The 22220-nt window shown below is 54.2% G+C and carries 17 protein-coding genes; 6 read left to right on the forward strand and 11 right to left on the reverse strand.

The window, feature by feature from the left end:
- Positions 1-64: 64 nt before the first annotated feature.
- On the forward strand, positions 65-547 hold the full coding sequence (locus FHS30_RS10325) for an asparaginase domain-containing protein (RefSeq protein ID WP_183910411.1): 483 nt from the start codon (positions 65-67) through the stop codon (positions 545-547).
- 102 nt (positions 548-649) lie between these two features.
- A complete protein-coding gene (locus FHS30_RS10330; protein WP_221197256.1) occupies positions 650-1522 on the forward strand; it encodes a hypothetical protein in 873 nt (290 codons plus the stop codon).
- 164 nt (positions 1523-1686) lie between these two features.
- Here FHS30_RS10330 and FHS30_RS10335 read toward each other — a convergent pair whose 3' ends face one another.
- From FHS30_RS10335 to tal, 3 genes are all read right to left on the reverse strand, one after another.
- Positions 1687-2925 (reverse strand): saccharopine dehydrogenase family protein, encoded by a 1239-nt coding sequence (locus FHS30_RS10335; protein WP_183910412.1) that lies wholly within the window; start codon positions 2923-2925, stop codon positions 1687-1689.
- A gap of 63 nt (positions 2926-2988) precedes the next feature.
- Positions 2989-4098, reverse strand: a complete 1110-nt coding sequence (locus tag FHS30_RS10340) for a carboxynorspermidine decarboxylase (protein ID WP_183910413.1) — start codon at positions 4096-4098, stop codon at positions 2989-2991.
- Positions 4099-4340: 242 nt separating this feature from the next.
- Positions 4341-5267 carry a transaldolase gene (gene tal, locus FHS30_RS10345; protein WP_183910414.1) on the reverse strand — a complete coding sequence of 309 codons (927 nt, stop codon included), beginning with the start codon at positions 5265-5267 and terminating at the stop codon, positions 4341-4343.
- Between the two features lie 137 nt (positions 5268-5404).
- Here tal and glpK point away from each other — a divergent pair, with 137 nt between their 5' ends.
- On the forward strand, positions 5405-6916 hold the full coding sequence (glpK, locus tag FHS30_RS10350) for a glycerol kinase GlpK (protein WP_183910415.1): 1512 nt from the start codon (positions 5405-5407) through the stop codon (positions 6914-6916).
- Between the two features lie 11 nt (positions 6917-6927).
- On the opposite strand, the gene FHS30_RS10355 is transcribed toward glpK, so the two are convergent.
- Positions 6928-10284: a hybrid sensor histidine kinase/response regulator gene (locus FHS30_RS10355; protein WP_183910416.1), complete on the reverse strand. Its 3357-nt coding sequence runs from the start codon at positions 10282-10284 to the stop codon at positions 6928-6930.
- 185 nt (positions 10285-10469) lie between these two features.
- Here FHS30_RS10355 and FHS30_RS10360 point away from each other — a divergent pair, with 185 nt between their 5' ends.
- The 3 genes from FHS30_RS10360 to FHS30_RS10370 all read left to right on the forward strand — a co-directional run bounded on the left by FHS30_RS10360 (position 10470) and on the right by FHS30_RS10370 (position 13761).
- A complete protein-coding gene (locus FHS30_RS10360; RefSeq protein ID WP_183910942.1) occupies positions 10470-12809 on the forward strand; it encodes a TonB-dependent receptor plug domain-containing protein in 2340 nt (779 codons plus the stop codon).
- Between the two features lies 1 nt (position 12810).
- A complete protein-coding gene (locus FHS30_RS10365; protein ID WP_183910417.1) occupies positions 12811-13311 on the forward strand; it encodes a YfiR/HmsC family protein in 501 nt (166 codons plus the stop codon).
- Between the two features lie 99 nt (positions 13312-13410).
- Positions 13411-13761 carry a DUF4870 family protein gene (locus FHS30_RS10370; RefSeq protein WP_183910418.1) on the forward strand — a complete coding sequence of 117 codons (351 nt, stop codon included), beginning with the start codon at positions 13411-13413 and terminating at the stop codon, positions 13759-13761.
- Between the two features lie 54 nt (positions 13762-13815).
- Here the strand turns inward: FHS30_RS10370 and FHS30_RS10375 are convergent, their stop codons facing one another.
- The 7 genes from FHS30_RS10375 to FHS30_RS10405 form a co-directional block, all read right to left on the reverse strand.
- Positions 13816-14574: an RES family NAD+ phosphorylase gene (locus FHS30_RS10375; RefSeq protein WP_183910419.1), complete on the reverse strand. Its 759-nt coding sequence runs from the start codon at positions 14572-14574 to the stop codon at positions 13816-13818.
- Complete coding sequence (locus tag FHS30_RS10380) at positions 14574-14945, reverse strand: MbcA/ParS/Xre antitoxin family protein (RefSeq protein ID WP_183910420.1); 372 nt, start codon at positions 14943-14945, stop codon at positions 14574-14576. Before FHS30_RS10380 ends, FHS30_RS10375 begins: the two co-directional genes overlap by 1 nt.
- 84 nt (positions 14946-15029) lie before the next feature.
- Positions 15030-16325: a M20/M25/M40 family metallo-hydrolase gene (locus tag FHS30_RS10385; RefSeq protein WP_183910421.1), complete on the reverse strand. Its 1296-nt coding sequence runs from the start codon at positions 16323-16325 to the stop codon at positions 15030-15032.
- Between the two features lie 101 nt (positions 16326-16426).
- Entirely contained in the window at positions 16427-17989 is a 1563-nt protein-coding gene (locus FHS30_RS10390; protein WP_183910422.1) for a SulP family inorganic anion transporter, read from the reverse strand.
- 151 nt (positions 17990-18140) lie between these two features.
- The gene (locus tag FHS30_RS10395; protein ID WP_183910423.1) at positions 18141-19373 is read right to left on the reverse strand and encodes a glycosyltransferase family 9 protein; all 1233 of its coding nucleotides are present in this window, start codon (positions 19371-19373) and stop codon (positions 18141-18143) included.
- Positions 19370-20689: a GtrA family protein gene (locus FHS30_RS10400; RefSeq protein WP_183910424.1), complete on the reverse strand. Its 1320-nt coding sequence runs from the start codon at positions 20687-20689 to the stop codon at positions 19370-19372. Before FHS30_RS10400 ends, FHS30_RS10395 begins: the two co-directional genes overlap by 4 nt.
- A complete protein-coding gene (locus tag FHS30_RS10405) occupies positions 20686-22173 on the reverse strand; it encodes a glycosyltransferase family 39 protein (protein WP_183910425.1) in 1488 nt (495 codons plus the stop codon). Before FHS30_RS10405 ends, FHS30_RS10400 begins: the two co-directional genes overlap by 4 nt.
- Positions 22174-22220 lie beyond the last annotated feature (47 nt).

Below are 22220 nucleotides of genomic sequence, written 5' to 3' on the forward strand. Positions count from 1 at the left end.
CAAATGGCAACCATAGGTTAGCCCTTTGGTATTATTGCCCGCACCACCAGCTATTGAGGTTTATATGAGCGTCACCATCATCACCACCGGCGGCACCATCGACAAAATTTACTACGACGCCAAGAACGACTATCACATTGGCCAGCCACAGGCACCTAAAATTCTGGAGCGCGCGGGCGTAACATTAGACACGGCCATCATCCCGCTGTTTCGCAAAGACAGCCTGGATATTAGCGAGGAAGACCGAGCACTCGTGCGCAAAACCGTAGAGCAACAAACCGGCCACAACATCGTTATCACACACGGCACTGATACGCTCACCAAAACCGGCATGGCACTGCAGGGCATTGAAGGCAAAACCATTGTTTTGATGGGCGCCATGTACCCCGCGGAATTTCGCGACTCCGACGCCGTATTTAACTTAGGTGCAGCCGTCATGGCGGCACAGACCCTGCCTGAAGGCGTATACATCGCCATGAATGGTCGCGTATTTGATCCGGCAAAATGCGTAAAAAACGTCGAGGAAAATCGATTCGAAGAAATCTAACCCCTGGGGTGCTACCCCAAGAAAGAGCCGCAATGCCGCGCACGCATTGCGGCTCATGCTGATACCCGGCTGACAAGGCCTTCGGCAGTCCAAGGAATGACGGTGACGCACATACTGACCACGCCCATCGCACAGCAATTTCTCGACACCTCTGCACCGCATTTTGACGCGCTGCTGCGACACCTTGCCCGAGTCACCAAGCCCTTCGTATTGGGCATTAATGGTTGTCAGGGCTCCGGCAAGTCCACCCTGGCAGCATTTTTAGCACAGCAACTCAACGCTAAAAACATTGCCACATTGAGCCTATCCCAAGACGATTTTTACCTCACGCGCGCCGAGCGCCAACAGCTGGCGCACCGCATACATCCACTGCTAGCCACCCGCGGAGTGCCGGGTACTCACGATGTATCACTCGCCATAGCAGTGTTAGATAAACTCGCTCGCGGTGAGCCCACGGCAGTTCCGCACTTTGACAAGCACCGCGACGACCGCGCCCCCAGCGATCAATGGCATCAACAAACACAACCGCTAGCAGTAATCATTATCGAAGGCTGGTGCATGGGGTGCCCACCGCAATCTGCAGCTGAGCTTGCACAGCCGGTCAATGAATTAGAGGCCAGAGATGACGCGAGCGGCCACTGGCGACAGTTCGTTAACGACGCCCTCGCAAACACATACCCACATTGGTTTGCACGCGTGGATGAATGGGTGATGTTACAAGCGCCAAACTTCAGTTGCGTTCAACGCTGGCGCAGCGAGCAGGAGCGACAACTGCTCGCGCAGTGGCGCGCCAGCCATGAACACACGCAAGTTGAATCGCCTATCGGCATTATGTCGGCAGAGCAATTAGCGCGTTTCATCGCCCATTACCAGCGCTTGACTGAACACATGCTGCGCACCCTGCCCGCGCGCGTCGACCACTTAGTGACATTAAATGATCAACGAGACATTACCGCAGTAAGAAGTTCGCGCTAATTGACTCGCGCAACAATATTTCTATTGCAGTGATTGAAATGGCATAGGCGAAGTGTTCGCCATGGGTGCCACTCCATCACCCAATCCAATCACCCCATCCCATCACCCAGCCGGCGATGGGATGGGCAACACATTGCGTGCTGTCCCTCGGATTACGCTGCAAATTAGAACAATTGACGCTCGCCCTCTGCATCCTGCATAAAAGTGGTTAAACCCAGCTCGCTCAATTTTGTTAAGAAAGGCTTAGGCGGCAGCTCTTCCACATTCACCATTTTACCCACGTCCCAGGTGCCATCGGCAATTAGCAGGGCCGCAGCCACCGCGGGCACGCCAGCGGTGTAGGAAATGGCTTGGCTTTCCACTTCTGCGTAGTTTTCTGCGTGATCGCAAATATTGTAGAAGAAGGCTTCTTTGGGCTGACCATCTTTGACACCTTTCACCAAATCACCGATGCAGGTTTTGCCCGTGTAGGCAGGCGCCAAGGACGCGGGATCTGGCAACACCGCTTTAACCACTTTTAACGGCACTATGCTTTGGCCCTCGGCCGTGGTCACCGGTTTTTCAGACAACAAGCCCAGATTTTTCAAAACGGTGAATACGTTGATGTAGTGCTCGCCAAAGCCCATCCAAAAGCGCACATTGGGCACGTCTAAATTTTGGCTTAGCGAATGAATTTCATCGTGGCCGGTGAGGTACAGCGACTGCTCGCCCACGACGGGAAAATCGCGCGTAAGCTTTACTTCGAACATGGAATTTGAGGTCCACTCGCGATTCTGCCAGGTCCACACCTGGCCGGTAAATTCGCGAAAATTAATTTCAGGATCGAAATTGGTTGCGAAATATTTTCCGTGACTGCCCGCGTTCACATCCAGAATATCAATGGAATCCACGCTGTCGAAATACTCACTACAGGCCAGCGCGGCGTAGGCGTTGACCACGCCCGGATCAAAGCCCGCACCCAAAATAGCGGTTACACCCTTCTCGGCACAAGCATCTTTGTGCTTCCACTCATAATTCGCATACCATGGCGGCGTTTCGCAAATTTTTTCAGGGTCTTCGTGGATGGCGGTATCCAAATAGGCTACGCCCGCTTCTATGCACGCCTTCAATACCGTTTGGTTGACAAAACTAGAACCCAAATTAAGCACCATGGACACGCCGATTTTCTGAATCAACGCCACAAGCGCAGGCACATCGAGTGCATCAACCGCGTGCGCTTGCAAGGTGCCCGGAACTTTTAAGTTTTGCTTGCGCGCAATGCTTCCAATAATCGCTTCACACTTTGCAATATTGCGCGAGGCAATGTGTATTTCACCGAGTACATCATTGTGTTGGGCACATTTGTGCGCCACCACTTTTGCCACGCCACCGGCGCCGATAATCAGTACGTTTTTTTTGGACATAATAAACTCCTCGAAAACGGCGATCAGTGCCCTTTTCCTTCAGTTGTGAAACAGTGATTTAAATTACGATTGATTGCCAAAGCTCGCCAGGTAATCGGCAAACTCATATTTCTGCACCTGCTCTAAGCGCCCATCACGGCGCTTGATCACAATGCTCGGCATGGTCAGACCATTGAACCAATTTTTCTTCACCATGGTGTAACCGGCCACATCTTGAATGCTTAACCGATCGCCCACGTGCAGCGGCGCCGGGAAATCAAACTCGCCAAATATGTCGCCCGCCAAGCACGACTTGCCGCACACTTGATAACGGTGACTACCCTGCTCGTTCAATTTTGCGGGCAGGCGATAGATCAATAGATCGAGCATGTGCGCTTCGATGGAGCTATCGACGATGGCAATGTCTTTATCGTTGTGCACGATATCCAAAACCGTCACTTCGAGACTGGCGGTGTTGGTGATGGAGGCCTCGCCCGGCTCAAGATACACCTGTACATGGTAGGTGTCGGCAAAGCGCTTTAAGCGCGCGCAGAAGGCATCGAGCGGGTAATCGTTACCGGTGAAATGTATGCCGCCGCCGAGGCTTACCCAAGACACTTTATGCAATAGTTCGCCATAGGTGGATTCTATGTGGTCAAGCATTTTTGAGAACAGCGCAAAATCGCCGTTCTCGCAATTATTGTGAAACATAAAACCAGAAATTTGATCAAGCACCGCCGCAATTTTTGCGGGATCGCTCTCGCCCAAGCGGCTGTGGGGGCGTGCTGGATCGGCCAATATGAAGTCGGAGCTGCTGACCCGTGGGTTGACCCGCAGGCCTCGCGCGCAGCCTTCGGAACGTTCGCGAAACCGTGCTAATTGAGTCAAGGAATTAAAAATAATCTTGTCAGAGTTTTGCAGTACGTCGTCAATTTCGTGATCCGCCCACGCCACGCTGTAGGCGTGGGTTTCACCGGCAAACTTCTCCCGCCCCAACTTCACTTCGTACAAACTCGACGAAGTGGTGCCCGCCATATAGTCCTGCATCAGATCGAACACCGGCCAGGTGGCAAAACATTTGAGCGCCAGTAAACATTTGGCGCCGGAGTGCTGCGCAACAAATGCCATTTTTTCCATGTTTTTCAGCAGCGCTGCTTCATCAATCTGGTAAAAAGGCGTGTTAAATGTCGACATGAGCAGAAAACCTATGGTTGGCAGCGGAGCCCGTAATTTTGGCGGGCCGCGGATTCTAGCGCCATAGTGCAAAACCTGTAAACAATTGATTTTACTGCAATTTTTACGAACAATTATTCAACTTATACCGAACAATCATTCCGCTTAACCGGTGATGGGCAAATCCCTGCAACCACACAAACACCCATAAAAAAACCGGCGCAGCTGCCTGCACCGGTTTTAAACGTAAAACTAAAAAGGCACTACCACTGCGCTAACAGCTGCTCCAATTTCACTTGGTCGGCGGCAAACTTTCGAATGCCTTCGGCCAATTTTTCAGTGGCCATGGCGTCTTCATTGTGATGCCAACGAAAATCGGCTTGCGTTAATTGCAGCTTGGCTTCCGCAGGGCCTTCACCGGCAGATAACTGACGGGGTAAGACCGCCTGATCTTCAGCGAGCTCCTGTAATAAACCGGGGCTGATCGTCAGTCGATCACAACCGGCCAAGGCTTTAATTTGATCGACGTTGCGAAAACTCGCGCCCATCACAACGGTGTTATAGCCGTGCGTCTTGTAGTAGTGATAGATGCGCTGAACTGAGCGCACGCCCTCGTCCTCTGCAGGCGTGGCCGGCAACTGGCCCTGCGCTTTATACCAATCGTAAATGCGCCCCACAAACGGTGAAATTAAATACACCCCGGCCTCCGCGCAAGCTACAGCTTGGGCGAAAGAAAACAGCAGCGTCAGATTGCAATTGATGCCCTCGCGCTCCAACACCTCGGCAGCCTTAATACCTTCCCAGGTAGACGCAATTTTTATCAGTACGCGCTCGCGGTTTACGCCCGCGGCCTCATAGGCGCTGATCAGATCATGGGCCTTGTTAATCATTGCCGCGCTATCGAACGACAGACGCGCATCCACCTCCGTGGATATGCGGCCGGGAATTTTCGTAAGAATGTGTTGACCAATGGCCACTGCCAGCGCATCGACGGCGGCTCTCACATCACCCTTGGCTCTGGCCAAGGCGTCATCGACCAGCGACTTATAGGCGGGCAGCTGCGCGGCGGCCAAAATCAAGCTGGGATTAGTGGTGGCATCCATGGGCTTAAAACGGCTGATGGCATCTATGTCACCGGTGTCTGCCACCACATCGGTCATGCCAGTGAGTTGTTCTAATACACTTGTCATTACTACACCTTTTTACATCACTATGTTGCTTCCTTGTCCGTCGATCATACCCCAATCCCCACGCCTTTGTTCAAGGCTGGCTCAGATGACGCCCCATGAATTACACTCGAACCAAAACGCATAAACGGGACTTCCACATGTCTTCAGAATATCTGTTGGCCATTGATCAAGGCACCACCAGCTCAAGGGCCTTGGTGTTTAACCGAAAGTTTGAGGTACTGGCCTGTGCTCAGGCACCGTTCGCACAGCACTTTCCCGACGACGGCTGGGTGGAACACGACGCAGAGGAAATTTGGCAATCGGTGCTATCCACTTGCCGCGACGCGCTTCAGCAGGCCGGCATCGGCGCCGATCAAGTGGCGGGCATTGGCATTACCAATCAACGGGAAACCACGGTGGTGTGGCACAGAGACACCGGCCAGCCCATTGCGCCCGCCATTGTCTGGCAGGACCGCCGCACGCAGCCGCGCTGCGCCCAATTGCGCGAGCAGGGCCTGGAGCCACAGATTCAAGCTAAAACCGGCCTGCTGCTAGACCCCTACTTTTCCGCCACCAAAATTCAATGGCTATTGGACAACACCGACGGTGCTCGAGCACTCGCGGCACAGGGCAAGCTGGCCTGCGGCACCATCGACAGCTGGCTGCTGTGGCGACTCACCGAGGGGCAAGCACACAAAACCGATGCCACCAATGCCTCGCGCACGCAACTGTACAACTTGACCTCGGGCCAATGGGATGACGATTTGCTGGATCAATTTGATGTGCCCCGCAGCCTGCTGCCCGAAGTGGCGGACAATACCGCGGAATTTGGGCGCTGTGCGAGCCATTGGTTCGGGGCCGCAATTCCCGTACTGGCCATGGTGGGCGATCAACAGGCTGCACTACTGGGACAAGCCTGTATAGCCAAGGGGCAGGCTAAATGCACCTTCGGCACCGGTGCGTTTTTAATGGTCAATGCGGGCCGCGATATACCCCAATCGCAACACCGCCTACTCACCACCTTGGCCTACCGAATCAATGGCGAAAGTACCTTCGCCAACGAAGGCTCCCTGTTTGTGGCCGGCGCCGCAGTGCAATGGCTACGCGACGGCGCGGGCTTAATAGACAGCGCCCATGCGTGTAACCAATTGATGGCCGACTACGCCGGCAAACTCAGTCCAGTAACATGGGTACCTGCGTTTACGGGTTTAGGAGCCCCCTACTGGGACCCCGCGGCACGTGGCGCAGTCTTCGGTCTGACCCGTGACACCAGCCGGGCCGACCTGGTGGTTGGGGCCTTGCAATCCATCGCCCTGCAAACACACGATTTGCTCAGCGCGTTGCATGCCGACGGCGTGGCAATTTCCGAGTTGCGCACCGATGGCGGCATGACCAACAATGCTGCGTTTTTGCAATGCCTGGCGGATGTTCTACAGCTATCAATCTATCGGCCGGCGCAGGAGGAAATGACTGTCTTAGGCGCAGCCTATTTAACAGCGTTGCAATTGGGGTGGCTCAACACGCTGACGGATATTCATTCGCTTTGGCACGCGCACTCCTCCTGCAACCCAGCACTGTCTGACAAACAGCATAAAACGCTACTGCAACGCTGGCATCGCGCTGTCGCAGCAACACAATTATTTGCAAAGGTTGATCAATCGGAGCCCTGAATCATTGGCGTTCAGGTGACCTGCGCGCCTTTATTGTTTTCTAAATAGCCACGCATTGTGGCGGTGAGTTGCGTCACACTGTCATTGATCATCGACCACTCATATTCGAGCGCTGCTCTGGTCTCTGTGTCTTTGGGATTTGACTGCAACTTGCGTGCAGCATCTTCAATGCGACTAACGCGACGTTGCAATTCTACCGCACCCAAATTCGCGGAAGAGCCCTTCAGGGTGTGCGCCGCAAAAATCAACTCCGAATATTCGGCCGCCGTCACTAATGCCGCCATATTATTTACAGAATCGGGCAGCGACGCCAAAAAGGATTGAACCAACTCAGACATACGATCATAGCGGCCGCGCACGCGACGCAACAGCGCCTCGTGATCAAATATAGGATCCTCTGACCTACTGGCATCAATTGGTTTTACATCAGCAGCGCTGGCCGCACCTTGCGCAGCGTTGTTCTGCGCAAGCTTTTCCGGAGCGGCGACCGATTGATTAGCGGCAACACTGCGCGCCATCAGAGTCTGCGTTGCGGGATGTGATCCATTTTCCGGACTGTCGTCAACCGGGAAGTATTTAGCCAGCAACTCAACGAGATCCTCTTCCTCGAAGGGCTTTGGCAGATAACCATTCATCCCTACTTCGGTAATTTTAACGCGAGTATCTACCAGCACATCGGCCGTCATAGCAACAATGGGCATGGCGGGTAAGCAGGCAACTTGTTCCAGCTCACGGATTTGACGCGTGGCATCCAGGCCATTGAGCTCTGGCATATGTAAATCCATGAGCACCAACTTAACGGGTAGCTCATCACTTTCCGGTTGATTGTAATAGCTGCGAATAAATCGAACTGCTTGCGCGCCATCATTGACACAATCCACTGTTAAGCCACAGGCCTCAAGTATTTCACAGGCAATAATACGATTAAACTCCACGTCTTCCGCCAGTAACACGCGGCCTTTAAAGCGAGTGCCCTGCACATCGCTCTCGGTTTGCATCCAGTCAACAGCCGGGCCGTCAGAGCGCTCAGCGGCATAGTGAATAGCCTCTCGCAACTTGCTCCCTTTGCTGAGCATAGGCAATTGCACATTGGGCCCGAGTTGCTGAAGAAATTCTTGCAGATGCTGGCCGTCATCATTGTCGATAGCGTTTTGGTTCGTTAGCAGTACCCAAGGGACCTCGAGCTTCATCGCCTGCAATTGAGGCTCATTCCCTTGCCACCGATCCTGATCTCGTAACAATGCCGTACTTTCAGCCACCACCACCAAATTTTCATTCTTGGACGGGGATAGCTGATCCAAATATTGCCGCAGAGCCAAGGCACTTTCGACGACGTGCAGGCGCCCATACCACTGCCGCAATTGGCGCTCTAGCTCAGGGGCCTGGCACAGCAAACAAATTTTTAACTGCTCGTGGGGTGCGAGCGCTTCCGGCATCGTTTTATGCTTTAACGGCAGCGCCACCACAAAGGTGGAGCCCTTGCCCAGCGTACTCACCACAGAAATATTACCGCCGTGCATTTCCGCCAAACGCTTGCTAATGGATAAACCTAACCCCGTACCACCGTATTTTCGAGTGGTAGAACTATCGCTTTGTACGAAGGCCTCAAACAGGCTGTTGAGCTGCTCCGTTCGGATACCTATCCCAGTGTCCTCTACGCTAATTAGCAAATGCTGCTCGTCCGACAAAGTCGCGCGCAATGCGATGCTGCCTTGGGCGGTAAACTTGACGGCATTGCTGAGCAAATTTATAACGATTTGCTTAATCCGCAACGCGTCGCCTATCCACTCCCCTTCACATCGACTGTCGAAAAACAAACTCAGCTCAATATCCTTTTCACGCGCCTTCAGTGTGAACATGCCAATAATTTCAAGCAATTGCTGTTCTAGATCAAACGGGGCTGACTCCAATTCCAATTGATTGGCCTCAATTTTGGAAAAGTCCAATATTTCGTTAATGAGCTCCAGTAACGTTTTTCCCGACTGGGTAATGAGTGTCAATATCCCTTTTTGTCGATCATCTAATTTCGACTTACTAAGAATATTGGCCCCACCTAAGACTGCATTCAGTGGCGTTCGAATTTCATGACTCATGGCCGCCAAAAACAGGCTTTTGGCCGAGCTTGCCATTTCAGCTTTGCGGGCCAGCTCAGTAGATATTTGAGTTTGTTTACCCAATATCCGATTGAGCTGCTCCGCTTCATTTTTTGCGGATATAATTTCCTGGGTTCTCGATTTTACGCGCGCTTCAAGCATTTGATTTTCTTCATCGAGAAAAATCTGCGTGCCGCGAATATTCACTACAACGTAACCACCCAACACAACGGCCGATATAATTAACAGACCAACCCAAAACATCACTACCAAGCGCCATTGTCGCTCGCGCTCCAGTGCGCCATTGAGCTTTTGACTTAACTGACCGGCAATCTGCAATTGAACCCGATTAAGCTCACTGTACTTATCCCAAGTAAGGCCTCGGAGCTTTTCAACGTCCAGCGCCAATCCCATGTCTTCTGCTGAGCCTGCAACGACACTCAAAAAATCAAGCCTGCGCTTTTTCTTTAATACCTTTTGCGCAAATTCGATGATGTTTCCATAGGCAATGTGTTGGGTATCGATGCCTTCTGGCACACTGAACTCACCCTCACGCTCTAGATTAGCCAGCTGCATCAGCATTAATTGCAGCTGTTGATAGGCCTCTTCCCTGTTGCCCTCAACACTGCTATGGACGTATTGCGCTATAGATTCGGTAGTGAGCAACAACGATTGCTTAGCCGTGGTCAAATCCATGAACAGCATTTTTGCTTGTTCGCGCACGGATTGCTCTGGGCTCCAGATAAGGTTTGCCGCCACCATCAAACGCTGGGTAAATTCTGTGGAGGGTACGTCAAGCGCGCGAATGTTGGCCAATTGTTGATGCCAATTCTGACTCTCCCAAAGCGGTACCATTTGTGCACGCAGAGCGTCCCACCCCAAATCTTGGTTGAAATTGGCCTGTAAGACATCATCCATTGCATTCAATTGAAACTGCCACAACGCCAAGTCACCACTCGTGCTTTTTGTTTTTATCTGCGCCGGCTTGTGAACGAGCAATTCAACGGCTCGAGGGCTGGGGTAATATCGGCTGTAGTATTCATCCGTCAAGTGAATCTGTAGGGCCACCAGCTGCTGTAGCACACTGATACTGCCTATCTGCTTCTCTAGGGTCTTGAGTTCGCGGTTAATTTCGCTCAAATAGAGGTAGACCAAGACTAACAGCGGGACAACGAGAATGACCGCCGACGCGAACAGCCCCGCACTCATGCGACTGATGTTATGCGCCGATGCCGGCGTCTGCGCTAGTGCGCTATCTGGTTTTCCGTTAGCCATAATTACCCGAATCTGGCGAAAGTACAGGAAGTGAGCAGGAATTTTCTGGGCCACCGTCCGCGCAGCCGCTATGGTATGCAACTACAATGACAGGTTAGTAGATAGCTGAATAAATTACCGCCTATGATCTTCCTAATATTCACTACAGGGCTGCATCAATTTGCGCAGGCGCGAGACCAGTGCAAATGATGCCCCGTCGAAGCCAAGCGCGCTGGTTGGCGCTAATCGCGAGCCTTCCGTTGGCTGGCGCGCATGCGCAGTCTAGCGACGGCACGCTGGACGGCATGACCCTGGATCAACTGTTAAACCAACGCTCGGCGCTGTACGACGACAGCCAGACCACCTCAACGATTAAAGAAACCGTGCGCGATGCGCCGGGGACGCTGGTGGTGGTTGACGCGCAAGAGATTGAACGCCGAGGTTATGACAGCCTGGAGGAGCTGGTTGCCGACCTGCCCGGCTTCGACACGATAATCACCAATGGCACACAGCAAGTGGTGACCTATCAACGCGGCTACCGCACGCCGTGGACGCAGCGTACGCTCCTGCTCGTCAATGGGCGCGTTGACAACCACCTGTGGAACCATGCAGCCCAGTTTTCACGGCAATACCCCATGCAGATTATCGACCGGGTCGAGGTGCTCTATGGCCCGTCGGGGGCGGTCTACGGCCCCAACGCATTTCTGGGCGTGATCAATATCATTACCCGCAAGGGCGCTCAATTGAGCGCCGACAGCAACCAGCTGACGGCCTCGATCAATATGGGTAGCTATCAGTCGCGCAGTGTGGACCTCGCGTGGCTGGGTAACTACAGCGACATCAGCTGGAGCCTGGGCGCGCGCTTATTTTCCAGCGATGAGGCCCCCATTGAAGACTACAGCGCTTGGGGTTATACCGAGCAGCGCTGGCTGGCTGATCCTGGAACCTGGGGCGCTGGCATCGGCGCCGGCCTAGACCCTGCGACGGGCAATGTGAGCCCCTCGGGAGACATCAATGTCGATGGCCAAGTCTCTGACGCCGAGTTGATGAACGGCGCACCACTGGGTCGCTACCAAGACCCCAGCGACAATCGCGGTATCTACGCCGAAGTCGAGGGCAGTGTCTGGCTGCTGGGTGCAAGTTATTGGCAAACTGAGGAGGGCTACGGCCCCTACTATTCATTTGCAGATAGCCAACCCAACGCCTTGTGGGTACACGAATCCACTCAATTGTTTGGCCGCTATCAAGACCAGTGGAGCGATCGCTGGCAGGGCCGCACCGATTTGGTATACCGAGAAAGCCGAGTGGGGGGCGACTGGGTAGAATCCTTTGCAGGCGATGTAAGCTTGAGCACTTGGAACAACTTTAACAGCGCTTGGCGACTGGAGCAGTCGCTGACCTATCGCGCCAGTGAGCGCACCACCTGGAGTGCCGGCATCAAGTACGAACGCAAGACCCTGGCCAAACTCTACATGATTTGCAACTATTTCAATGGCACGGGGGTTTGCCCTGCGCAGGCCGCAAATTCCATCGACGGTCGAACCTCAGACGGCAGCGGCATTCGCGCAGCCGACAGCATCAGCTCCGACAACCCGTCACCCCTCCCGCCCTCACTGGCAGACCGTCAAATTCCAAAACACAACCGCGCCGAAACCACCGACACCGGCATCTACACCCAATGGCGCTACGATCTGGGCCAATGGCGCTTTAATGCAGGCTTGCGGTGGGATCAAAACAGCGACTATGGCAGTGATGTTAATCCCCGCCTCGCGGCAATCTTTCACTACCGCACCGACACCACCTTTAAACTGGTATACGGGGAGGCGTTTCAAGAGCCCTCGCCTAAAGAGTTGTACGGAGAATTCAGTGGGCGCCCCGCTAACGAGCGGTTAATTCCCGAAAAAGCACATAACTTGGAAGCCATTGGCATCTATCAAGGTGCGCTGGCGCTACACGAAACATCGCTGTTTCTCGCACACTATGAAAACGCCATTGCCGGCGCTCAGAATGTGGGACAGCGGCGCATTTATGGGTTGGAATATCGCGCCAGCGCACGCTTTAAAAACCCCTTCACCCAATACTCACCGCTGACTGCCAAAGTGTTTTACACCTTTACACGCGCACGCGCCGAGCAGCAGTACGACCCACTCGCCAGTAACTGGATCACCCGTTGGGATGATCAGGGCGATATCGCACCCCACAAAATAACGGCCATTGTGAATCTGCCCTTGTCAGAACACTGGAATATCAATGTACGCGGTCACTGGCGCTCTGCGCGCAAGTTATTCTCAGAAAACCCACTGCGCACGCAGGGTATAAAAGCCAAAGCCTACAGCCAATTTGACGCCACGTTACTGTATCGCCATTCCGCCTGGCAGCTGGGGCTAAAAGTGCGCAACGTGCTGGGCGCAGACTATTTGCAGCCCGGGGTTGAGTCGGCCGCCAGCGGTAATGATTTCGATACAGACCACGACGGCTTCCAAAATTCGCTGATACCCCAGGTCAACCGCCCGGTTGTCAGCCTGCATGTACGGGCGGTGTTTTGATATGAAAAACGCCTGCCGATCTATGCTGCTAGGAGTTGCCCTCCTGTCGTCACTGGCTAGCGCTAAACCGCTGCCCGCGGCACTGAACAGTGTGCTGTTACTTAAATTGCTGGCCTTTGAGGCCTCGGTGAGCCAGCAGCAAGCCGTGCACATATTGGTCGTCAATGACGACGCCCTTGCCGACGCGCTCACTAAAAAAATTGGCTCACCCATTGGCGCTGGAAAATTAGCCGCGGTATACCGAAATCGCGCGCCAGATAACACAAAACTGCACGCGATTTACATCAACGGGGAGCGCGAGCCAGCATCACTAAGCACCTACGCGCAAAGCCAACACGCTGTCACCGTCGGCAATAACTTGAAGCAAGCGCACCACGGCGTGGCGCTCATTTTGTACGACGACGAGGGCCTGCCGGGTATCAGTATCAGCATGTCGCCCTCTAAAAGCTTAGGTTTGTCTTGGGATCCAAAAGTGCTTGAAGTTTCTACCCTTATCTATTGATTCTGCTGCTTTTCAAATTGTTCCAAACCCACGCTTGACGAGCGACCTCAGCCGCAACACACTAGCGCTTTGCAACAATAATCATTACAGGGACCTGTTATGAATGAAGTGTCAGCACCATCCCAATCATTAGATAACGTTAAATTAATCTACGTTCTGTATCTCGCCTCCATACTACTGGGCATTACCTCCATCATCGGCTTGATCATGGCCTACGTGAATAAAAATGGCGATGAGGGCCTGAGTAATAACCACTACCGCTTTCAGATTCGCACGTTTTGGATCAGCTTGCTGTACGGGGTAATTTGTATTGTTACCATGCCGCTATTTGGTTTGGGCATTTTGCTGACACTGGCACTGCTCGTTTGGTTCATCGTGCGCTGCGTGAAAGGATTGAAAGCCGTTGGCGAACAGCGAGAAATTGAAGATGTGACCACTTGGTTGGTCTAATTGTGTGATTCACGCAAAAAAAGCCCGCATACGCGGGCTTTTTTGTGGCCGCAATTAGGACGGAGGCATGGGCAAGTTGCCGCCCACTAAAAAATCCTCGCGCTTAAAGGCAAATATTTCCCGACCGGGCGTCGCCCCCGGTGCCGCCACAAAACGCACCGATTCATTGGTCGCGTGACACGTCCACGCTTGAAACCGTTGTGGCTGATTGTTGGTAAACACCGCCGGATCAAACACCGCAGCGTTCAGTGCACTGGCCCGTCGATCACGCGCAGAAAGGTAGATGATAACCTGCACACCCGCCTCGCGCATGGCGCTCCCCAACGCTTGCGATAGCTGATATTGCGCTGGCGAACGCAGCGCTTCTGCGTGCGCCGAAAAAGGTGGCAGCGTGAGATTGACCCCACGCTCACCGTGGCCACGCACGCGAAAACTCGTGTGCTGCGATACCACGCCTTTTGCAAAAGGCTGCTCTACGCCATCGAGAAAAACGAAGCGGTAGAATGCGCACTCGGTCAGTGCCGTTTCAATATTGAGCGAACCATAAAACAGTGACGGCTCATGGGTGCGGCCAAAGCGACTGCCCCACTGCAGCGGCGGGTAACGAAAAGGGCTGGCAAGCAGATAATGCAATTGCGCCGGCAGGTGACCCGGCTTACTCAGTTCGAGCAGTGACTCTAGAATGTCCTGCTCTTCCATGCTGTCCACGAGTGACAGCGTGGCAATCTCCTCTTGCGATTCCACCACCCGCACCAGCTCAACGGTTAGCGGACCTACGCTCTCTGGGCCGTCTAACTCGGTCCACAAATCCATTACACCCGCCCGCGCATGGCATCCAGGTAGGCCACTAGATTCACCAACCCCTGTACATTGGTCATCAACGCACGGGGCTCGCCCTGCAGATGTTTATTGGCGGTATTGAGCCAGTGCTGCATTTGGCTCTGGCTGCCCCCCAGTAGCGCAAATAAGCTGCGGTAAACCCGCACCAATAGCAAGGCCAGCTCCCCCTCCTTAGAGGTAGGTGATAAGTGTCCCTTATCAAACATGCGCCCCACGGTCGTGCGATCTTTGCCAATCACACGGCCCAGCTCTTCGTTGGACAAGCCAAAAGCTTGCTGGGTTTTGTGCAATGCCTTACACAAAACGGCAGCTGCCTCGGGTTGATTCATTTGCAAGGCTGACATTGAATTTCACCTCCAGTTGGCTAGTGATCACATTCTAACCTGAAGCATATGCACAATAAAGCGATTTTTTGTGCATGCGCACTATTAGCGACCATCGGCAACACTACTCAAACGGTACATCAGTAGCGCTGCGCGACGGGCCTGGCTGGTTAACGTGTGCATATCCGCCACTTCATTGTCGGTGTGGCCGCCGGTCCCCATGAGCCCCAATCCATCTAAAGCCTGGGCGACATCACCCGCCACAAAGGAGATATCGGCCGCGCCGGCGCGGCGCGGATCCACGGCGCGCACAGGCCCATAACCCAAATCCTCGCTGGCTTGGCTGTACATCGCCAAAAGCGATGTATTGCCGGCGGTTGGCGCCATGGCTGGATATCGATCCGCATAGGTAAAGCGCGATGTCGTGTGCGCCAAGCTAGCGTCAGCGACGCGCTGCATAACGCTCCACGCTCTGGCTTGCTGCTCAGGCGTCAGTGCGCGCAGGTCGCCCTCCACTATCGCCTTGCGGGCAATGACGTTGGTCTTGCCAAAGGCACTGCCACGGTTGTCATCCGACAACTGAACGTCGGTTCCCGCCACGACGACTCCGGGATTGAAGGTTAGCAACTGCTCACCCTTGAGCGCCTCACGAAACCCTGCCAACACCCGCGCCATTTCGTAAACCGCGCCAAAGCCAATATCTTCTCGAAAAATTTGTGAGGAGTGGGCGGGCTGACCGGTGACCTCTAAGCGCCAGTTAGCAGAGCTGCGACGCGCCACCACCGCAGTGGCTGGATCGCCATCGCCGTCCTCAAAGCCCAAGGCGATGTCCGCCCAACGCCCCGCTTGCCGCAGCGGTTCAGTGGCCAGCAACAGCGGGTCGCCTCGATCTTCTTCGTCGCCCGTGAGCACGACTTGCACCTGCAACTGATCCAACAGCCCCGCATCGTGCAAAGCCTGCAGCGCTAACAGCATCACCACATTACCGCCCTTCATATCGGTAATGCCCGGTCCTTTGACATAGCGCTCATCGATCACTTGGTAGCGCTGAAATTTACTATCGGCGGCAAACACGGTATCGAGATGGCCAATCAAAAGTAGCTTAGGGCCACGCGTGCCGAAGCGCGCCACTAAATGACCGGCGCGCTTAAAGGCCCGGCCATCCACCCAGGCGACGCTAAAACCTAAGGCCTCAAACGCCGGCGCCAACTGATCACCTACCGCTTTAACACCGGCGTGATTGCGAGTGCCACTGTTAATATTTACGAGGGTCTCTAGGAGTTGTCGCCCCGCGGGCTCTCGCGCTGCCACCGCCTGGGTTAACACCTGCTCGACCTCCGTTAAGGGCGCAGCCTGCGCCGCCGCGCCGAGCAGCACCAAACCTAAAATCAAACTTTTCATCGTTGCCTCCGCCAATTTCTGAATACGCATACTGGCGCAACACGCGGCCAAAAAAAAGCCGGCAGTGCCGGCTTTATCTTATGGGTATCTCAAAGAAACCACTATTCAGCGTCCACCGCCACTTGATAGCTAGGATCTTCCAAGACATTTACCTCCACCAGATCGCCCGCTTTGCGCAATAATCTGCGACAGTCTTTGCTCAAATGGCGCAGGTGCAAGGTTTTGCCTGCAGCACGGTATTTTTCCGCCAAGCCATCGATGGCCTCAAGCGCAGAGTGATCAGCCACCCGAGAGCGTTGAAATTCAATCACCACATGCTCTGGGTCACCGGCAGGATCAAACAATTCTTTAAAGTTAGATACTGAGCCAAAGAAAATTGGACCGCGCAATTCGTAGACTTTATAGCCCTGCTCATCCACATAGGCGTGAACATGAATGCGCTTGGCGTGCTGCCATGCGAATACCAACGCCGACACAATTACACCCACAATCACCGCGATCGCGAGATCGAAAAACACCGTGACTGCCGAAACCAATATCAGAATGAGTGCATCAGAACGTGGAATCTTGCCAATAATCCGCAGCGACGACCACTCAAACGTACCCAATACCACCATGAACATAATCCCCACCAGCGCCGCCAGTGGAATCATTTCAATGTATTGCGCGCCAAACAAAATAAATAGCAACAGCACCACCGCTGCAGTGACGCCCGAAAGGCGCCCGCGACCGCCAGAGTTAATGTTGATCATGCTCTGGCCGATCATGGCGCAACCGCCCATACCGCCAAAGAAGCCATTGACGGTATTGGCGACGCCCTGCCCCAGGCATTCGCGATTGCCGCTGCCGCGGGTATCGGTAATTTCGTCAATCAACGACAGGGTTAATAGCGATTCAATCAAACCCACTGCCGCGATAATCAGCGCGTAAGGAAAAATAATGCGCAGGGTTTCCCAGCTAAACGGCACCTCGGGAATGGCAAAGCTCGGCAACTGGCCCGTCAAAGTAGCGGTAGCAGCTTGCTCTGCGGGCAACATGTCGCGCACAAAGTCGATGACGGTGCGCGCTTCTAAATCCAGCCCCAAGACCGCCAAGGTAACGGCCACAATGGCCACTAGCCCCGCCGGTACCGCCTGCGTAATTTTGGGCAAAAAATGCATAATTGCCATAGTCACAGCGATCAATATGCCCATGGTATAGAGCATTTCACCCTGCAACCAGGTCATGGTGCCTTCAGTTACTTCGTATTTAAATTGCCCCATTTGCGCGAGAAAAATCACAATGGCCAGGCCATTTACGAAGCCCAGCATCACCGGATAGGGCACCATGCGAATGAATTTTCCAAGCTTGAAAATACCCGCCAACATCTGCAATACACCGGCCAGCACCACCATCGCAAACAGATACTGCACGCCGTGTTGCGCAACCAGTGAAACCATCACCACCGCCGTCGCACCCGTCGCCCCAGAAATCATCCCGGGACGGCCGCCAAATAATGACGTCAACAGGCCCATCATAAAGGCAGCATACAGCCCCACCATGGGCTCGACGCCCGCCACAAAGGCAAAAGCCACCGCCTCTGGCACCAACGCCAAGGCCACCGTGGTGCCCGAGAGGATGTCATTTTTAACGTTCGACTCTGCGCCGTTTATCAGATTAAACATGGCTCATTCCAGAAATTTTGATACAGCTTAGCACTGCGCGAAAAGGGCGCGCATACTAGCAGAAGTGGCCCCACAGACCAAGAATACCGAGTGGCTCGCCCCAATAAAAAAGCCGCCCTCGGGCGGCTTAACCATAGAACATGGATATCGATTACGCTTGCGCGCGCGCCTCGATGCGATCCAAGTGCGGGTAAATAGCCGCCAGCGCCTGCTGGGGCAGCAGATCCTTCACGCAGCGATTATCCACGCAATCCGTTTTGCGATGATTGGCCGCGCTCACACAGGGCGAGCACGCCAAACCTAAGTACAGGGCGGTGGAGTTGCCCAACGAACTGTAGAGTGCGGGGGTCTCTGGACCAAAAATGACAAATGTGCGCAAGGGCGTCACCGCAGAGAAATGGCCGGGGCCAGAATCATTGGTTAGCATCATGTCGGCCACAAAATACAGAGGCACCAACTGTCTGAAAGCAAATTTACCCGCAGAATTTACACAGCGCGGATTGTCTACAGCCTCACACAGCGCTTGTGCACCCGGAAACTCTCCTGGCGCACCGGTAATTACCACTAAAATATCTTCATAGCGTGCCAACAGGTCCTCAATCACCGCCTGAAAATGCTCCGCGGGCCAGCGCCGCTGCGGCAATAAATCGCTCGCATTGGGATTGATAAGCACCACGCGCTGGCCCACTTCGTAAGACCCGTACAGCGATTTCAAAATCGCCTGCACCGCTGCAATGGCGGTATCATCGCGGCGCGCCTGAGCCAATTGCACTTGATCGTCGGTAATCAAACTCTTACAGAACGGCACCTGCTCCTCTTCCATCATGGCGGAGTGCGAAAGGGCCATAAAGTTCTTGGCAATATGTTGGTGGGCGTTGTACACCACCGGCCGTGTTAAAAAGTTACCGCGGTAGAGCCCCTCGCTGTGATAGGCCACAAAACCCACTCGATTCACGGCGCCGGTCACGCGCGACAACAGCGCCGAAACGCGCGAAAACATTTCCATGTCAATGACAGTGTCTATGCCCTTGCGCCGACACCAAACCATAAACCGCAAAGTGTCCCACACTAAGGTCAATAAATTGTCTTCGCGAAAGGTGTATAAATTGTCGCTGGGAATAGTGTTTAACAAATGCAAACTGCTGACATTTTTCTTAAAAATCGCAAAGAAAACCTCGGCATCTGGCTGCGCTTTAACATAGCGCAATGCAGGGTCTGCAATGATCGCACTGCCCATCTCTGAAAGTTCCAAGAACAATACTTTTTGCGCGCGCTGCTGCTTCGGCTTAAACACTAGCTCCCACAGCCAAAACCACACCGACAGCAAAAAACACAAGGGCATGCCTGCCCAACGGTCAATTTTGCGCATGGTATCTACTTTCATTGTTTTGCACTCTCTGCCTTTGCGACGGTCTCGGCAGCTCTGTCTTCTTGCCCATAGACCTTAAAAATTAAAAAGCCGGCCACCACATAATTAAATAGCGCGCCGGCCAGTACGCCGGCAATTAATGCCAGCTGACTGTGTTCCATGAAAAACTGTGAGGTGTGAGTCAGCCCATAAAACGTGCCCATGCTGGGCGCAAAGCTGATCAAGCACATCAAAATATATTTGGCCCATTGATCGCGCTTGCGACCATTGTCGGCATCTTTAAAGGTGAATATGCGGTTTAAATACCAATTCCACGAAGACGTTAACCAGTAGGCAATGGCTCGCGCCAGCAATAAATTCATGCCTAGTACCGAGTGAAATAGGGCATAGAGGCTCATATCAACAACAAAACCACTGCCGCCCACCATGCCGAATTTAAACACGCGCGTGAGCGATTGGCGGGCCGACTCACGGAATAATTTCTGAGCCAACCAATCGGCCACCGGCCACAACAACACCGCGAACCAATAGAGCGCCACACCCGCCGCCATGCCCGAGGAAATCCACCGCAAGCCGGTGACGCCGGCATACTGTTCATAGCCCGTGTCGTGCATGAAGCCATTTAAACTGACCACCAGCAGCGCCAATGTAAGCAGCCAGGCACCCCAGCGCGGCAGCTGCACTGGGCGGTCGGCAAAACCGCGAAACATCAGCACTGCCACCAGGATACCGATGGCGGAACCGGCCAATACGTCGGCCGGCCAATGCACGCCCACGGCGATGCGTGAAAATGCAGCCAGTGCACCGGCTGCAATTAAACACACGGCCAACCACACGCGCCCACAGGCCAGGCCCACCAGCGTCGCGGCAACCAGTGCCGTAGCGCTGTGCCCCGATGGAAAGCTGTTGGATTTATGAGCTTTGCCCACCACAGAAAACAGATCCAGAGCCAACACGCCTGGCGGGCGCGATGCATCGAACACATGCTTAGGCACTTGAATCAAAATACCGGCAACCACAGCGGCCAAAAAAATGTAGGCCAGTGCCCTCGGGTTGCGAATAAAAACGCCAATGGCCAAACAAGCCGCGATGGATCCATCCCCAAAGACAGTGGCGAAGGCGCGCAGATCCGCGGGGATTGCCGCGCTCGCCTGATTAGCTGACAGAAATAGCGACTGATTCAACGCGGGCAAACTGTGCAGTGCCGCACCCATCGCCAAACACACTAACGCCACTGCTATGAGCGCGTTTTCAAACACAGGATTTCGACTGGGTGCCTTGGCATCCTGTAACAACCCAAATAGATTGGCCGGGCTGGGTTGGCTCATCATTGTGCAGCTTCCTTTTGATCCGCAAGATTAGCGCTAGATTCACAGCGGTAAAACACATAGTAATTCAGCGTTACGCCCTGCAACTGGTAATCCAGTTCGTCTACCAACTGGCATTCGACGCCAACCGGTGCAGCGACGGCGCGCGGCTTTGATGCCTTGCGCTGGGCGCGCACCAAAAGTCCGGGTGCCTGTGGACGTCCCCACCACAACGAAAACTGACTGGGTTTTTCCGACACCACCTGAACTGGATGACCGCTGTACCAAGCGAGGCGACTGCCCTGCGTCCAATTGCCAACCCACAACTGCACGCGCCCTAGGCGCTGCTCGAACTGCCACTCTGCACGCAGTTGATTGGCGCGCGCCGCCGCCTCCGGCCAGCCGTGTAAATCGCGCACGGCCGCCGCCGATTGGGGCAGCCACTGTAACGGGGGAGCAACCAGCAACCACCACACGAGGCCGCTGAGTATAAACGACAAGCCGCCAACTACACCCACAAACCAGCGCTTAGCGGTGCCAGCGCGGCCATACAACCAATTTGCCGCGGACGGCGCCAACAATACCCAAGTCAAAACCGTCCAATGGGGCAAGTTTTCGCCATTGCCCGCCGACCAGAGCGCCACCAGCAACAAGAGTCCCGCCAACCAGTGGCTAGCCTGCCGGCCAATGGACGGCCGATTGCCCTCGGGGCGCACCAAGGCAATACAAGCCGCGAGCGTCAATAGCGGGCCATAACTGAAGATCAATACCAGACCGTAGCGCAGGGACTTGACCGCTGCCCAATCGCCTTCAGCGCCGTGATCGACTTGGTAGTTGAAGGATAACCAGTCGTGCTGCCAGTTCCAGTAAAACACCGGCGCCACCATCAACGCGGCAATGATCACGGCCAGCCATGGGCCCGGTCTGCGCAGCCAGTGCCAGCGGCGATTCAAGACCATGACAATCAATAACGACGCCGCCAAAAACACCGCTGTGTATTTGCTCAGACCCGCGACACCCAGCAACACCCCAAGGCCGAGCCAATGGCCGAGCTTGCGCCCCTCTGCGGCATCCAGTCGATCGATTAAGGTCAAGGCCAACAATACCGCGAGCATTAACGGAGTATCGGGCACCAGGCCAAAACCCAATACCACTACCACGGGCGAAAACACCAAGAGCGCCACGGCTAAATTGGCCACCGTTAACGCGCCATACCAACGCCGGGCCAAACGCCACACCATCAATAGAATGAGCGGCCAAAGGATCATCGCCGGCAGCCGAACGAAGAACTCTGAGCTGCCAAATTGCAGGCCCGCCCAGTGGAGCCAGCCCACCATCGGAGGGTGATCAAAATAGCTCCAATCGGGACGCTGACCGTATAAGGCGTAGTGAGCCTCATCCACACCCAGCCCAAGCCAGGGCGCAAGCAACAGATGAGCGCCGGCAAAGCCAATGATTAATACATAGAGCGCTGAGTGGTGGCTCAGCCATCGGAAAGGAAATTGCAAGTATTTGCCCGCTTATTTAATCGCCAAAGCCGCGCATTATCCCAGCC

Origin of the sequence: Simiduia aestuariiviva (genome assembly GCF_014192475.1) — a bacterium.
Taxonomy (GTDB): Bacteria; Pseudomonadota; Gammaproteobacteria; order Pseudomonadales; family Cellvibrionaceae; genus Simiduia; species Simiduia aestuariiviva.

Excerpts from the sequence above, each read along its gene's own strand:
- FHS30_RS10325 (WP_183910411.1), top strand. The coding sequence starts at position 65 with ATGAGCGTCACCATCATCACCACCGGCGGCACCATCGACAAAATTTAC.
- FHS30_RS10335 (WP_183910412.1), bottom strand. The coding sequence starts at position 2,925 with ATGTCCAAAAAAAACGTACTGATTATCGGCGCCGGTGGCGTGGCAAAA.
- FHS30_RS10340 (WP_183910413.1), bottom strand. The coding sequence starts at position 4,098 with ATGTCGACATTTAACACGCCTTTTTACCAGATTGATGAAGCAGCGCTG.
- tal (WP_183910414.1), bottom strand. The coding sequence starts at position 5,267 with ATGACAAGTGTATTAGAACAACTCACTGGCATGACCGATGTGGTGGCA.
- glpK (WP_183910415.1), top strand. The coding sequence starts at position 5,405 with ATGTCTTCAGAATATCTGTTGGCCATTGATCAAGGCACCACCAGCTCA.
- FHS30_RS10355 (WP_183910416.1), bottom strand. The coding sequence starts at position 10,284 with ATGGCTAACGGAAAACCAGATAGCGCACTAGCGCAGACGCCGGCATCG.
- FHS30_RS10360 (WP_183910942.1), top strand. The coding sequence starts at position 10,470 with ATGATGCCCCGTCGAAGCCAAGCGCGCTGGTTGGCGCTAATCGCGAGC.
- FHS30_RS10365 (WP_183910417.1), top strand. The coding sequence starts at position 12,811 with ATGAAAAACGCCTGCCGATCTATGCTGCTAGGAGTTGCCCTCCTGTCG.
- FHS30_RS10370 (WP_183910418.1), top strand. The coding sequence starts at position 13,411 with ATGAATGAAGTGTCAGCACCATCCCAATCATTAGATAACGTTAAATTA.
- FHS30_RS10375 (WP_183910419.1), bottom strand. The coding sequence starts at position 14,574 with ATGGATTTGTGGACCGAGTTAGACGGCCCAGAGAGCGTAGGTCCGCTA.
- FHS30_RS10380 (WP_183910420.1), bottom strand. The coding sequence starts at position 14,945 with ATGTCAGCCTTGCAAATGAATCAACCCGAGGCAGCTGCCGTTTTGTGT.
- FHS30_RS10385 (WP_183910421.1), bottom strand. The coding sequence starts at position 16,325 with ATGAAAAGTTTGATTTTAGGTTTGGTGCTGCTCGGCGCGGCGGCGCAG.
- FHS30_RS10390 (WP_183910422.1), bottom strand. The coding sequence starts at position 17,989 with ATGTTTAATCTGATAAACGGCGCAGAGTCGAACGTTAAAAATGACATC.
- FHS30_RS10395 (WP_183910423.1), bottom strand. The coding sequence starts at position 19,373 with ATGAAAGTAGATACCATGCGCAAAATTGACCGTTGGGCAGGCATGCCC.
- FHS30_RS10400 (WP_183910424.1), bottom strand. The coding sequence starts at position 20,689 with ATGATGAGCCAACCCAGCCCGGCCAATCTATTTGGGTTGTTACAGGAT.